The organism is Ferrimicrobium sp., from assembly GCF_027319265.1.
GTDB lineage: Bacteria > Actinomycetota > Acidimicrobiia > Acidimicrobiales > Acidimicrobiaceae > Ferrimicrobium.
Genome location: NZ_DAHVNP010000014.1, coordinates 11,728 through 25,206 on the forward strand (window position 1 = coordinate 11,728; position 13,479 = coordinate 25,206).

General features: G+C 60.4%; 14 protein-coding genes. 11 read left to right on the forward strand and 3 right to left on the reverse strand.

Annotated elements, in window-relative coordinates:
• Positions 1-9 precede the first annotated feature (9 nt).
• Positions 10-1,206 (reverse strand): homogentisate 1,2-dioxygenase, encoded by a 1,197-nt coding sequence (locus M7439_RS01250; RefSeq protein WP_298345852.1) that lies wholly within the window; start codon positions 1,204-1,206, stop codon positions 10-12.
• Between the two features lie 96 nt (positions 1,207-1,302).
• On the opposite strand from M7439_RS01250, the gene M7439_RS01255 reads away from it, so the two are divergent.
• Together M7439_RS01255 and cobO are read left to right on the forward strand one after the other, a co-directional pair.
• Positions 1,303-2,505, forward strand: a complete 1,203-nt coding sequence (locus M7439_RS01255; RefSeq protein WP_298345849.1) for a fumarylacetoacetate hydrolase family protein — start codon at positions 1,303-1,305, stop codon at positions 2,503-2,505.
• Positions 2,506-2,593: 88 nt separating this feature from the next.
• Complete coding sequence (gene cobO / locus M7439_RS01260; RefSeq protein ID WP_298345846.1) at positions 2,594-3,115, forward strand: cob(I)yrinic acid a,c-diamide adenosyltransferase; 522 nt, start codon at positions 2,594-2,596, stop codon at positions 3,113-3,115.
• Here the strand turns inward: cobO and M7439_RS01265 are convergent.
• The gene (locus M7439_RS01265) at positions 3,079-3,252 is read right to left on the reverse strand and encodes a hypothetical protein (protein WP_298345844.1); all 174 of its coding nucleotides are present in this window, start codon (positions 3,250-3,252) and stop codon (positions 3,079-3,081) included. The genes cobO and M7439_RS01265 overlap by 37 nt on opposite strands.
• Between M7439_RS01265 and M7439_RS01270 the strand changes: the two genes are divergently transcribed.
• The 9 genes from M7439_RS01270 (at position 3,169) to M7439_RS01305 (ending at position 11,907) form a co-directional block, all read left to right on the forward strand.
• Positions 3,169-4,542 (forward strand): cobyrinate a,c-diamide synthase, encoded by a 1,374-nt coding sequence (locus tag M7439_RS01270; protein WP_298345927.1) that lies wholly within the window; start codon positions 3,169-3,171, stop codon positions 4,540-4,542. The genes M7439_RS01265 and M7439_RS01270 overlap by 84 nt on opposite strands.
• Positions 4,542-5,363, forward strand: coding sequence for a precorrin-4 C(11)-methyltransferase (cobM, locus tag M7439_RS01275; protein ID WP_298345841.1), 822 nt, complete (start codon positions 4,542-4,544; stop codon positions 5,361-5,363). Before M7439_RS01270 ends, cobM begins: the two co-directional genes overlap by 1 nt.
• Before the next feature lies 1 nt (position 5,364).
• Positions 5,365-6,423, forward strand: a complete 1,059-nt coding sequence (locus M7439_RS01280) for a cobalt-precorrin-5B (C(1))-methyltransferase (RefSeq protein ID WP_298345838.1) — start codon at positions 5,365-5,367, stop codon at positions 6,421-6,423.
• Positions 6,420-7,622: a precorrin-6y C5,15-methyltransferase (decarboxylating) subunit CbiE gene (cbiE, locus tag M7439_RS01285; RefSeq protein ID WP_298345835.1), complete on the forward strand. Its 1,203-nt coding sequence runs from the start codon at positions 6,420-6,422 to the stop codon at positions 7,620-7,622. The genes M7439_RS01280 and cbiE overlap by 4 nt, the downstream gene beginning before the upstream one ends.
• Complete coding sequence (cobJ, locus tag M7439_RS01290) at positions 7,622-9,316, forward strand: precorrin-3B C(17)-methyltransferase (RefSeq protein ID WP_308464348.1); 1,695 nt, start codon at positions 7,622-7,624, stop codon at positions 9,314-9,316. The genes cbiE and cobJ overlap by 1 nt, the downstream gene beginning before the upstream one ends.
• On the forward strand, positions 9,313-9,516 hold the full coding sequence (locus tag M7439_RS12920; protein WP_366525187.1) for a 4Fe-4S binding protein: 204 nt from the start codon (positions 9,313-9,315) through the stop codon (positions 9,514-9,516). The genes cobJ and M7439_RS12920 overlap by 4 nt, the downstream gene beginning before the upstream one ends.
• Positions 9,513-10,112: a precorrin-8X methylmutase gene (locus M7439_RS01295; RefSeq protein WP_298345827.1), complete on the forward strand. Its 600-nt coding sequence runs from the start codon at positions 9,513-9,515 to the stop codon at positions 10,110-10,112. Before M7439_RS12920 ends, M7439_RS01295 begins: the two co-directional genes overlap by 4 nt.
• A complete protein-coding gene (locus tag M7439_RS01300; protein ID WP_298345824.1) occupies positions 10,102-10,905 on the forward strand; it encodes a sirohydrochlorin chelatase in 804 nt (267 codons plus the stop codon). Before M7439_RS01295 ends, M7439_RS01300 begins: the two co-directional genes overlap by 11 nt.
• A gap of 168 nt (positions 10,906-11,073) precedes the next feature.
• Positions 11,074-11,907 carry an LLM class flavin-dependent oxidoreductase gene (locus tag M7439_RS01305; protein WP_298345821.1) on the forward strand — a complete coding sequence of 278 codons (834 nt, stop codon included), beginning with the start codon at positions 11,074-11,076 and terminating at the stop codon, positions 11,905-11,907.
• 273 nt (positions 11,908-12,180) lie between these two features.
• On the opposite strand, the gene M7439_RS01310 is transcribed toward M7439_RS01305, so the two are convergent.
• Complete coding sequence (locus M7439_RS01310; RefSeq protein WP_298345819.1) at positions 12,181-13,368, reverse strand: M20 family metallopeptidase; 1,188 nt, start codon at positions 13,366-13,368, stop codon at positions 12,181-12,183.
• Positions 13,369-13,479 lie beyond the last annotated feature (111 nt).

Sequence of the window (13,479 nt, forward strand, 5' to 3'; positions counted from 1 at the left end):
GCCCACCCTCTAGGTATCCGGGGATGCCAACTCGGTCGCTCCGTGTCGCTTCGACCATGACCAGGGGTAGTTCGGGTCTTCAATCGCTGCGCTCGCTAGTCCGAGTTCGAGGGGAGCAAAAGTGTCGACCATGACCGCCCACTCCTTCGTTCCCGGCTTCCCAAGCGCCGCCTCGACCGATCCAGGTTGGGGTCCGTGGATGAATCCGGCCGGATGCAAGGAGATCGAACCGGCCTCAATGCCCGACCCTTTGCGTGACATAAAATCTCCATCAACATAGAAGAGCACCTCGTCGCTGTCGACATTGGCGTGGTTGTAGGGCACGGGGATACTCTCTGGATCGAAATCAAAAGGACGTGGGGCAAAGCTGCAGATGACAAAGCCTGGGCCTTCGAAGGTCTGATGCACGGGTGGTGGCGCGTGGAAACGCTTCACGATCGGCTCGAAGTCCTCCATGTTAAAGACAAAGGGATAGAGACAACCGTCCCAACCGATGACATCGAAGGGGTGGTGCGCATAGACGTAACGGGTGAGGGCGGCTCGGGTTTTTACCAACACCTCCACATCGTCGCCATCGACAAGACAGAGTTCACTCGGTGTCCGAAGGTCGCGCTCCGAGAAGGGTGCAGACTCGAGCAGTTGTCCTCGTTTGGAGAGGTAGCGACTTGGAAACTCGATGTGGCCGCTCGCCTCAATCACCAGCAGCTCCATGCAACGATCACCCTCGGGAACCACGCGATAGGTGCACGACGCCGGGATCACAACATAATCGCGTTCTCGTACCTCGAGACGTCCAAAAACCGTCTCCACATGCCCCCGTCCGGCCTGCACAAAGAGGCACTCGTCTCCCATCGCGTTGCGATACAACGGCGTTGGCTGCTCTACGATGCCATAGGAGAGTCGAACATCACGGTTGCCCAAGAGAAGATGGCGTCCAAGCGGAGCGGGTGGTGGTTGGCTCCCCAACTTGGGGGTCAGGTAGTGCCGAGGGAGCAGAGGAGTATTGGGGAAGAGTTCCTCCTCATCAGTCATGAGCGCCTCTGCATCGACGATCGCGGTCGGCATCCCTACGTGATAGAGCAGCGCCGACTCCGCAGCAAAACCCTCATTCCCCATCAGCTCTTCGGCGACCAGCGCACCATCCGCTCCTCGAAGCACTTGGTGGCGTTTGCGTGGGGTCTCGCCCATGCGTTGGTAAAACGGCATCCTCTACCTCCCCTCGACAACTCCCTATCGTAGTCTTCTCCTCCGCTCCTTCTCAACTTCGACGCCGGCCACTGTCCTGGCTAGGATAGGTTCCCTATGGCCTACGACCTTGACCTTGATCCAATGAATGGTTTTGGAATCGATCACCTACCGCTCGGAATCGCGCTGGGTGCCAAACCCAATGAGGGTCACGTGGTCACCCGAATCGACAACCACGCCCTCGATCTCGCTCAACTCGCCGATGACGGGTTCGACCTTGGGCTCGAACCCCATGTGCTCCACGATCAACACCTCAATGCCCTCTTGGGCCTAGGGCACGAGACGATGGCTATGCTTCGAGAACGGGTTGCAGACCTGCTCACCGGAGATCCAAGCGATCGTCGCATGGTCGCTGCTCTGCAACCTGTTGCTGGGGTGCAACTTGGCCTCCCGATCGCCATCACCAACTACGTCGATTTTTATTCATCTCTCCACCATGCGACCAACCTTGGTCGTCTCTTTCGGCCTAATGGCGATCCACTCACACCAAACTGGCGCCATCTGCCGATTGGCTACCACGGCCGTAGTTCCACCGTCGTTGTCAGTGGCACACCACTGTGCCGCCCCCAGGGTCTGCGACTCATCGACGGGGAGCCAGTCTTTGGCCCCTCCACCCGGCTCGACATCGAGGCCGAAGTAGGTTTTGTCATCGGAAGAGCTTCACGGCTTGGCACGAGCATCACCACCTCCGAGTTTTTTGACTACGTCGCTGGCGTTGTGTTGGTCAACGACTGGAGTGCGCGTGACATCCAGAGCTTCGAGTCTGTCCCACTCGGCCCCTTTCTCGGCAAGTCCTTCCTCACCAGCATCAGTGCGTGGGTCACACCACTCGAGGCACTGGCACAGGCACGCACCACGCCGACCGCACAGGATCCGACCCCCGCACCCTATCTCATCGATAACGACCCATGGAATCTTGCTCTCGATCTTGCGATCGAACTCAACGGGTCAGTCCTTTCTCGCCCACCATTCGCCAGCACCTACTGGACACCGGGTCAACAACTCGCCCACCAAACCGTCAACGGGGCCGATGTGCGCGTTGGCGACCTATTTGCCTCGGGCACCGTCTCCGGTCCAGCTCGCGATCAGTTCGGCTCCCTGATCGAACTCACCGACGGCGGCACGAGGCCACTCACCCTCAGCGACGGAACCAACCGTAGCTTCCTCGAGGATGGGGACACGGTCGTTATCCGAGCGAGTGCACCTTCTCCGAACGGCGGTCGCCTCCAGTTGGGAGAGGTGAGTGGAACGGTCCGGTGAACGACGGGCCCCTTCGTCGTCGCATCGATGGGATGAATCAATAGCCAACAGAACCTAGGCGCGTGCATCGGACCTAGGCTGTGGAGCTATGGAACGAAGCTCACGCCTCTTAGTCAACACTGGAGAGGGCAAAGGCAAGTCATCGGCCGCCTTCGGAGTCATGAGCCGGGGCTGGGCCCGGGGCTGGAACGTCGTTGTCATCCAGTTTGTGAAGGGCGGCAAGTGGAAGACTGGAGAGCGCAAGCTCGCCGATCAACTAGGAATCGAGTTTCATACCCTCGGCGACGGCTTCACCTGGGAGTCCGATGATTTAGTCACTACTGCCGAGCTTGGCAAGCAAGCATGGCAACTCGCCAAAACCAAGATCGACGCGAACGCCTATGACCTGATTATTCTCGATGAACTCACCTACGCCATCACCTATGGATGGATCGAGGAGGCTCCCGTGCTGGAGACCCTGCAGAACCGGCCAGCTCGCACCAACATCGTCATCACCGGTCGTGGGGCAACGGAGGGTTTGATCGCCGTCGCCGACACGGTCACCGAGATGCGCAAGATCAAGCACGCCTATGATCAGGGGATCAAGGCCAAGAAGGGGATCGAGTACTGAGCACCCGTGGGATCATCATCGCTGGTACCGCCTCCGGAGTCGGCAAGACCTCGATCACGCTTGGCCTCCTCGCTGCCCTGGGTGAACGGACGCGTGTCGGTGCCGCCAAGGTTGGTCCCGACTATATCGATCCTCATCTCCACGCGTTGGCGATCGCGCGCCCAAGTTATAACCTCGATCCCGTGCTCACCGGAGCAGCTGGGGTCAAGGCGAGTCTCGCAAGAGCCGCGCGCAACATGGACCTCGTGCTCGTCGAAGGGGTTATGGGGCTCTTCGATGGGACCGACCTCCCCACGCAACACCAGGCTTCCAAGCCCTCACCGCTTGGCTCTACTGCTCAAGTCGCCAAGCAGACCGCTCTGCCAGTCTTACTGATCATCGATTGTGCGCATCTTTCACAATCCGTCGCAGCTATCGCTCATGGCTATCGCTCATTCGATCCCGATGTCCGCATCGCTGGCGTCATCCTTAACCACACCAAGAGCGCCACGCACGAGGCGTTTGTCCGCGAGGCCTTGGCTCTTCGGGGTATCGAAGTACTGGGCGTCATCCCCCATGGCGGCCTTCCTGAACGACGCGCTCGCCATCTCGGACTGCTGACTGCCGAAGAAGCACCCGAGAGCACACGCGGATGGATCGACGCTCTTGGTGAGGCGGTCAAAGGCTTTCTCAACCTCGAACGGATCGTTCACCTCGCGGCACCGATCATCCCTAGCCCAGCCTCCAGTCCTTGCAGCAACCTCTTCCCAGGGCAGGATTCGTCGCTGCCACGCCCCGTCATCGCCTACTCGGAGGGTCCAGCCGCCAGTTTTATCTATCCAGAGAATCTCGAACGCCTTCGAGAGGCTGGAGCCGACATCGTCGGTTTTGACCCACGCTTTGCGTCGATTCCCGAGGAAGCGGGACTTATCTGGCTACACGGTGGGTACCCCGAGAACTACCGAGAAGAGCTCGCCGCCAACGAACCGTTCTTGGGTGCCCTACGCCAAGCAGCAGCCACACATCGACCACTCATCGCCGAGTGCGGCGGACACCTCGTGCTCGGGACTCGGCTCGAAGACAGCAAAATGGCGGGAATCCTTCCCTTTGCCTCAACCATCTCCTCCCATCTGACCCTGGGTTATCGACTGGTGCGCGCCCGTGCGTCCGACGCATTTCTCATCGCCAACGGCGATGAACTCCCGGCCCATGAGTTTCACTACGCTACCTCAACGCCGGAAGGCACGGGGTTGACGCTTACCACTGCACGCGGGCAGTGGCAAGCTGGCTACCTGCGCTCGGCATTGCTCTCAAGCTACCTCCACTGGCATCTCGGTGCCAACGAGGGGCTTGCCGCTCGACTCGTTGCCGTTGCGGCACGGCACCAACGCCAATCGCGTGACCATCGCTCTCATCGATGGGTCGACCCTACGAGTAGGATGAGATAATGGAGTTCATAAGCTTTGTTGGGGCGGGTCCAGGCGCGCCGGATCTCATTACGCTTCGCGGTCAAGCGCGGCTGCGCGAGGCAGACATCATCATCTGGGCTTCGTCGCTGATTCCAGAAGAGATGTTAGCCTGGGCCAGTAGCGAGGCAATCTGTATGGACTCGGCAGAGATGACCCTTGAGGACGTGCTGCTCGTCTTCGAGCAGCACCCAGATGCACGTATCGTGCGTCTTCATTCGGGTGATCCATCCATCTACGGCGCCATCCAGGAACAGATCAGCTGGTGTGAACACCATGAGCGACCCTTCGAGATCGTTCCCGGTGTCACCTCGATCTCGGCAGCAGCAGCAGCGGTCGGCCGAGAACTAACGATCCCTGAGGTTTCTCAATCCGTCGTGACGACACGGGTCGCTAGACGCACGTCGGCGTCCATGCCAGCGAGCGAATCACTCGCTGGCTATGCACAGCTCGGTGGGACGATCGCTGTGCTACTCTCCGGAGCCCACCCAGAGCGCGTCGCCGAAGAGCTTCTCGCCGAAGGGTCGAAGTTCAGTGCCGCTACCCCCGTTGCGGTCATCGTCCGAGCGACTTGGCCCGACGAACAGGTTGCGATGACCACCATCGGTGATCTCGTCACGACAGTCACCGAATTGGGGGCCAAGAGGACGCTCCTTCTGCTCGTAGGCGATGTCCTCACCACCACCAACATTCGTCGATCGCACCTCTATTCTCCTGCCTTCTCCCACCGTTTCCGGTCGCGATCGAACCCAGGGACCACCGCTGGGCGAGCAAAGCGACGAGCCAATCGGTCGGTGCGCTGACTTGACCGAACGACTGCGTTCGGGCTTCACGACGGGGTCCTGTGCTGCGGCGGCAGCGAAGGCGGCGACGGTTGGTGCGCTCACGGGTCATGTACCCACTTCCGTAGAGATTCGTCTGCCCAAGGGCCAACTTGTCACCTTTGACGTCGAAGTCGATGAAGCTGGCAGGGCGGTGGTGATCAAAGATGCGGGGGACGACCCGGACTGCACAAACGGTGCCCACATCACCGCTTCCGTGCGACTGATCGACGGGGATGAGGTCCTCATCCAGGGTGGGTCAGGAGTCGGTACCGTCACCAAAGACGGACTCGGTCTTCCTGTCGGCGGCCCAGCGATCAACCCCGTTCCACGTCGCATGATCACCGAAGCGGTTCGCTCGGTTACCGAGCATGGCATCGAGGTCACCATCTCAGTACCCGGCGGCCAAGAGATGGCACTGGCCACCACCAACGATCGCCTTGGTATTCTCGGTGGGATCTCGATCCTCGGCACAACGGGCATCGTCAAACCCTTCTCGACCGCCGCCTATCGCGCCAGCATCGTCCAACAGATCGACGTGGCGGCAGCGAATGGACAATCACACATCGTGCTCGTCACCGGTTCCCGAACGGAGAGTGCAGCGGGCAGAATCTTCCCTCAACTCGACCCCGTCGCCATCGTCGAAGTGGGTGACTACACCGGCGTCGCCATCAAGCGAGCAGCCTCCCATCAGCCTGAGCGCATCACCTGGGTAGGTATGGCTGGCAAGGTCGCCAAACTTGCTCAGGGTCTACTCATGACCCATTTTCATCGCGCAAACGTCGATACCAAGTTGCTCGAAACAGTTGCCCGGGATGCCGGAGCCAGCGAAACGCTGATCGCTGCCGCGACGGCGACCGCTACCGCTCGGCACTTCTACGAGTGCTGCCAACGTGAGGGGGACCTGCGACCCCTCATTGCCTTGACAGAGTTGGCGGCAGCGACCTGTTTCGAGGCGGCAGGTAGCCGCATCCCGATCGAGGTGCTGATGGTGGACTTTGACTCCCTGGAGGTCGTCGCCGCTCATAGACTGGCACCGTGATCACTCTCATCGGCTGGTTGGGAAACCGCATCGATTCGCTCTCGGGCGACCAGCTCCGTGCTCTCCAGGCGTCGCGCACGATCTTCGCTCGGTCCGAACTCCACGAGCCGCTCCAAACCCTCTGCCCATCGTCGACGATCGTGGACTTTACATCCCCGCTGAGCACCACGATTCGCGCCATCGCTGCACACGCCGATGCGTGTACCGTCATCGCCAGTGGCGACCCCAACTTCTTTGGCCTCACAAAGACGCTCCGACGAGCTTTACCGGAGCATCCACTCCGCGTCCTTCCAGGGCCCAGTGCAGTGGCGACTCTCGCTGCTCGACTTGGACGCCCTTGGGACGATCTCAGTGTTGTTTCTCTCGTCGGCAGAGACCACCACGAAGCCCTGCAACGAGCAGGAATTCTCCTAGCAAGCCGACCAAACGCAGCAATCGCGCTTCTCATCCCACCCAACACGTTCCTTGACCCGCTCATCGAACGGCTCAGCGACCACCCAGCGACCGTGTCGATCACCATCGCCACTGACCTTGCGTCCGATGACGAGACGATCACCAAACTGACACCGGCTGAGGCCCTGCACTGGCGTTCGGGTTCACCAGCGGTCGCCTTCATCGAGATCGGCGAACCCACGATGGAGATGCTCATCGACTACACAACGGGTGAGGCGAGCATTTTTCGTGAGGATCAGCTCGCAACCGATGGCACGAACTTCACCAAACTTGAGGTTCGTCTCGCCGCTATCGCCCGCCTGGACCCAGACCGGCTACCGATCAGAGCACACGTCATCGAGGTCGGTGCCGGCAGCGGCACCTTGGGGTTGACGCTGTTGCGGCTGCGCCCTGACATCGAACTCACCCAGCTCGAGCCCAAACATGACCGTGCCGTCATGGCAAGAGCCAATGCGAAGACACTAGGCTATCGGACCACAGTGTCTGAGCAGCCAGTGGAGACGATCTCGAAGAACTTTGACGCCGCAATTGTCGGTGGGGGTGGCCTTGACGCCTTGCGACATGCGCTTGGTCTCCTCGGACCCGCGGCACCAGTGGTCGCAACCTTTGCCGACCTTCATCGCGCTGGATCCGCCGAACGCCTGCTCGGCAACGTGTCGCTGATCCAGGTGGCTCACGGCAAAACCCTAGGTCCAGATGGCACTCGGTTGGTACCCCAGACTCCGATCTACCTCGCATGGCGATAATGGCTCTCTCCAGACGCACCGAGGGCATCGTCGTAGCGTTAGGCCTCCCTCCAACCGGACTCGCTGACAAGCTTGGATTTCGTCAACACGGCTTCGCGAGCTTCGCAGACCTCACCGAGGCCTTACGCGATCATAACCAAGTCGTTGTCGTCGCCGCCTACCCCATCGTTGTGCGCGCTCTCGCAACGACGCTCTCCTCAAAGGACACTGATCCGGCCGTCGTCGCCATCGACGAGGGGATGCGTTTTGCAACCGTTCTCGCGGGAGCTCATCACGGCGGCGAACAACTGGCGCGCCTAGTCGCCCATCATCTCGGGGCAACGGCAGTCATTACCACTGCATCCTCGATCTACGATACGGTCGCGCTTGATCAGACACCCCGGGTGCACTTCGGTCACGTACCAGCCGGACTACAGGCGAGGATCAACCATGGCGATGGCCTTGTACTCGTGAACCCAACCGATTTGTTCCTGCCCGATGCCATTTTGGCACTCGCTCATGAAGGCAACAATCCATTGAAGGTCGTCATCAGCGACCGAATGAGGGACGAGAGTCTCGGTGATCTTCGAGCTACCGCGCCGACCCTCACCGTGGGCGTGGGATGTTCCAGTGATGCGACCGTGACCGAGATCGACGAACTCATCGAGACAACGCTCCAGAACGCTGGCCTTGACCCTTATGCCATCGATCGCGTGGCGACCATCGATCGACGACTAAACCACCCTGCGCTCCTCGGGCTCCATCGGGAGCTCATCGGTTTCTCGGCAGATCAACTCGATGCGGTCGAAACAGTGCATCCCTCATCTGTCGTCTACAAATCTGTCGGAACCCACTCGGTGGCCGAAGCAGCAGCGCTGCTCGCTAGCGGCGATGGTGCCTCCCTTGTGGTCGAGAAGGTCAGGGCCGACCGAGTCACGGTCGCCGTTGCACGCCGACAAAGGCTACGCGGATCACTCTCGGTTGTTGGACTTGGACCAGGATCCTTGGACCTGCTCACACCACGTGCCCTAGGCGCGCTCCGGTCTGCCCAGTTCCTCGTGGGTTTTAGCCGCTATCTTGAGCTGATCGAGCCCATCGTCGAGCGCGCACAGGTAGTCCGACCCTACCCGATCGGCCAGGAGATCGAGCGCGTCGGGGAAGCGATCGCCCTCGCGTCGCGCGGGAATCATGTTGCCCTCGTCACCTCCGGCGACCCGGCTGTCTACGCCATGGCACAACTCGTCATCGAACGTCTCGCCGAGGACCTGACTCTGCACATCATCCCAGGCGTCACGGCCGCCTACGCCGCCTCATCAAAGGCCGGTGCGATCGTTGGACACGACCACGCGATGATCTCACTCTCCGACCTTCTGACCCCATGGAGTGCCATCGAGGCCCGTGTCGAGGCAGCTGCCAAGGCTGACTTCGTCATTGCGTTCTATAATCCACGGTCCAAGCAGCGCACATGGCAGCTTGAGAAGGCATTGTCGATTATCGCCCAATACCGCCAGCAGAGCACGCCGGTGCTCGTGGCCACCCGCGTTGAACGTTCAGGCGCGACCCTCACGGTCACCAGCCTCGCTGAGATCGACCTTGAGACGATTGACATGGAGACGATCGTCATCATCGGCGCCACCACTACCGCCACCAACCATGGTTACCTCTATACCCCGCGTGGCTATCAGCCCACACCTGGCCACCAAGGTGCTCCATGATTACGATTACCGACGCCTGCACCGGCTGCGGTGCCTGTATCGTCACCTGCCCAACGCACGCGCTCAAACCGCACCCAAGACACCCACGTTGGTCTGCCCTACGATGTGAAGCGCACCGCGAGTGTGTAGAGATCTGCCCGGTCGGAGCCATCGATTGGCGCATTCACCTCGACACCGAGTCAGAGGCTGGCATTCGATGACCGTCTCGAGTATCGAACTGGAGAGCTTCGCTAGGATTCAACGTGAAGTCGACTTTTCCCATCTCAGTCGCCAAGGTGCTGAGATCGCTGCCCGTATCATTCATGCGACCGGCGATACCGAGATCATCCACGAACTCGTTATCAACGATGAGGCGATCGAGCGAGCGATCTGGGGGCTCAACCACCACGTCCCAATCGTGGTCGACGTCGCCATGTTAGCGGCTGGGGTTGCTAAGCTCAACCCCTCGATCGCGATCCAAGCTGCTCAACAACTGAGGAGCACCAATGAGACTCGATCGCACAGCGGGATGGCGGCACTCTTGGCTACGATGACCGAACAGATGCCGATCGTCGCTGTTGGCTCCGCTCCCACGGCGTTGAGAGCGGTCCTCGAACACGCCAGCGAGACCGTGCCACTCGTCGTCGTCGGCATGCCGGTCGGATTCGTCGATGCCGTGGAATCAAAGCAGGATCTCATCCGCTCCGGGATCACCCACCTCACCAATACCTCGCGCCGTGGAGGGTCGCCGATGGCAGCTGCAACCCTTAATGCACTGGCCCTACTATCGCAAGGAGAGTACCGACTTGACCACTAGAGGACTGATGCTGATGGGACATGGCACCAAATCAGCGAAGGGGCAAGCACAGTTCCACGAACTTGTCGCGCTGGCTGCGCAGCGCTTTGACGGGCCGGTGACCGGGGGATTCATCGAGCTCGCCCAGCCCACGATGTTCGAAGCCGTCGACGAGATCGCCGCTAAGGGGATCGATGAGCTCATCATCGCACCCGTTGTGCTCCTGCCAGCGGGGCACTTAAAAGACGATGCCGCCGAACTCACCCACTACGCCCGCCGCCAGTGGCCCCAACTCAGTGTCCACTTGGCCTCAGATCTTGGCACAACAGCCGAGCTGATCATCCGTCTCAATCAATGTATCGATGGGGTTGATGAGGCTGCAGAGGCCATTCTTGTCGTTGGGCGTGGCGCTAGCGACCCCAGCGCCAACGCCGAACTCCACGCCATCACTCGACTCTTGAGCGAGAGCCGAGGATACCCAACGACACACACCGCCTTTGTCTCTTTGGCTCCGCCTGATGTCACCACAGGACTCGAGACCTTGGCCCGACTCGGCGCCCAGTCCGTCGTCGTTGCGCCCTATTTTCTTTTTCATGGCGTTCTCCTGGACCGCATCGCGAGCCAGGCGCTGGCCTGGGCAACGGCCCACCACAAGACGGTTGCCATCAGCGAAGAACTTGGTCCCCATCCGCTCGTCATCGATGCGCTCTGGCTACGCGTCCAAGAGGCGATCGGAGGAGATGTTCGCACCAACTGTGATACCTGTCTCTATCGATCACCGTTCTCCATCAAGAGCGCAACAGCGCTACCCTAGGCACGGAGAACTCGCAACATTGGGCATGACGACCAACCAATGTTCCGCCGCGTGTGGACCCCAACGGGAAGCGTCACTTCGCCACCCTACGATAGTCCACAAGGGCGGTAGGCAACGAGAGACATTCGTCCCGTCGTAGAAGTCACCGCCCGCCAAGAAAGGAACACGGTGCAATTCGGAATCTTTCTACCACCATTCCACGAGTTTGCCGACCCTCGCGTGGTCGTCGAGCTGGCTACCAGCGCAGAGCGAGCTGGTTGGGATGGTATCTTCCTCTGGGATCACATGCTCAGCGAACCAGGCTTTAGGGTAGCGGACGCATGGATCACGATGGCAGCGATCGCCAGCGCAACGGAACGGCTGCGCATGGGAGCCATGGTCACACCATTGGCACGCCGACGGCCATGGGTGCTTGCTCGTCAGATAGCAACACTCGACCACCTTTCATCAGGTCGACTCATTGTCGGCGTAGGGCTCGGGGATGATGGGTGGCACGAGTTCAGCGCATTTGGGGAGCGCATCGATCCGCGCGGGCGTGCGAACCAGCTCGACGAAGCACTGGAACTCCTCGGGCTCTTCGCCTCCGGAGAACCGGTGGACTTTGTTGGAGACGAGTATCAGGTGCACTCACCTCCTTTTTTGCCACGCCCACTCCAGCGCCCGGTTCCCATCTGGGTCGCGGGTCGCTGGCCGAATCAACCTCCGCTGCTGAGAGCGAAACGGTACCAAGGCTTCTTCCCAATCTTTGCCGGGCCAGAACCTCCAACCATCCCCGCCCAGAGCGATCTCGACGCCATCACTCGCCAACTTCCTCAAACGGGTACGGGGTATGATCTTGTCATCCGCTATGCGATGTCCCTCGCCGCTGATCCCGTCCACGACGCGACACTCCTCGCTCAGGTCGGAGTGACCTGGATCCTCGAGAGCTTCGGTGCCTTCGGCCCTGAGCCCGAGATTATTCGAGAGGTCGTCGCCGCTGGCCCTGCTGGCAAGAGGGTTTAGCAACCTACTACGATACGTCCTTATCAGAGTTCGGCCGTCATCGGCTCCGGATTGTCGATGGCTCATCCGGCGCCATCACCCCGGTAGCAACGCTCAGTCGGAGTGGCGTCACGGCTCTCCTCCGATGAGCGAACCGGCCCCGATCGAGTGCATTGGAGAATCCTTGCAACAAGCGCGATCCATGACCAAACGAAGCGAACCAGAGACCTTGACGAGATCAATGCAGCTATTGCTCTCGGCAGCTATTGCTCTCGGCGGCTGTTGGCGCTCACCTCACTCGGCGAGCGCCAACAGTGCGTGCAGTGCCACTCCTCGATGGAGAGCAGCCTCGTCCACGAGCATCCTGTTCGAGTGGTTCGGTGCGGGCTGTACGCTTCCGGGGGGAGCAACACCAAGGAAGATCATCGCTCCTGGCGAGACTTGCAGAAGGTAAGAGAAGTCCTCGGCCCCCATCACCGGGGCCTCCATCGCAAGGACATCCGAAGTTCCCACCAACGATCGCGCGAGCCCAAGAGCACGCTCTGCCCCGGCGACGTCGTTGATGGTCACCGGGTAGCTCTCCATCGGGAAGCTAACCGTGACGTCAACCCCATGGGCATCTGCGATCCCGTGGGCTACTCGGGCCACCAGAGCTTCGACCACACGACGTGTCTCCTCCGAGAGTGTCCGAAAGGTGCCCCGAATGGTTGCCAACTCTGGGATAATATTGAAGGTGGTCCCCGCATCGATCTGCCCAACCGTCAACACAGCTGGATCAAAAACGTTGACCCGCCTCGTGAGCGCCACCTGGAGTGCCACAACCAGCTCGGCAGCGACCGGTATCGGATCGAGCGCCTCGTGGGGAGCAGAGGCATGTCCCCCTCGGCCAGTGATCGTGATGAGGAATTCATCGGCAGAGGCCATCATCGGCCCGCCCCGGGTAGCGATGAGCCCACTCGGAAGGTTCGTGATCACGTGTTGGGCATAGCTTCGATCGGGAGCAGGATCAACCAGTCCCTCCTCGATCATCCGCCGCGCACCCCCAGCACCCTCCTCTCCAGGTTGAAAAGCCAAGATGACAGAACCATGTAATGTGTCGCGATGATCCATTAACAGCTGCGCCGCGCCAAGGAGCATCGCCACATGCGCATCATGACCACAGGCATGCATCAACCCTGGGATCGTCGAGGCAAAAGGAAGGCCAGTCTCCTCAACGAGAGCCAGTGCATCCATATCCGCCCTCAAAAGGGTAGTAGGACCCTCCAGCGCACCATCGATGCGCCCCACCACGGAAGAGATGGTTCTGCCCGGGGTAGCCGAAATCCCCATTCCCGCTAGCTCGTTGAGGATGAGCGACTGTGTGATCGGAAGATCGAGTCCAAGTTCGGGATGTGCGTGGATCGTGCGACGTACCTCGATGACCTTGGGATCCATCGCCTTCGCCTCCGCCAAGAGTCCCTTTACATCAATTGTTGTCGCCATCTGTTCCGCCCCTTTCAACCACGCCTGCGCCCAGCCTACCGACTGCCGTCGACCGAGAATCAACCCCTGAACAAATAGCCCGCAAAACTACCTGAGGCATCCTGTGAGACG

Bases quoted from the DNA above. Each gene is read 5' to 3' on its own strand.
- cobO (WP_298345846.1), top strand. From the start codon at position 2,594: ATGGAACGAAGCTCACGCCTCTTAGTCAACACTGGAGAGGGCAAAGGC.
- M7439_RS12920 (WP_366525187.1), top strand. From the start codon at position 9,313: ATGATTACGATTACCGACGCCTGCACCGGCTGCGGTGCCTGTATCGTC.
- cobM (WP_298345841.1), top strand. From the start codon at position 4,542: ATGGAGTTCATAAGCTTTGTTGGGGCGGGTCCAGGCGCGCCGGATCTC.
- M7439_RS01310 (WP_298345819.1), bottom strand. From the start codon at position 13,368: ATGGCGACAACAATTGATGTAAAGGGACTCTTGGCGGAGGCGAAGGCG.
- M7439_RS01265 (WP_298345844.1), bottom strand. From the start codon at position 3,252: ATGAGGATCGATATAGTCGGGACCAACCTTGGCGGCACCGACACGCGT.
- M7439_RS01295 (WP_298345827.1), top strand. From the start codon at position 9,513: ATGACCGTCTCGAGTATCGAACTGGAGAGCTTCGCTAGGATTCAACGT.
- M7439_RS01255 (WP_298345849.1), top strand. From the start codon at position 1,303: ATGGCCTACGACCTTGACCTTGATCCAATGAATGGTTTTGGAATCGAT.
- cobJ (WP_308464348.1), top strand. From the start codon at position 7,622: ATGGCTCTCTCCAGACGCACCGAGGGCATCGTCGTAGCGTTAGGCCTC.
- M7439_RS01250 (WP_298345852.1), bottom strand. From the start codon at position 1,206: ATGCCGTTTTACCAACGCATGGGCGAGACCCCACGCAAACGCCACCAA.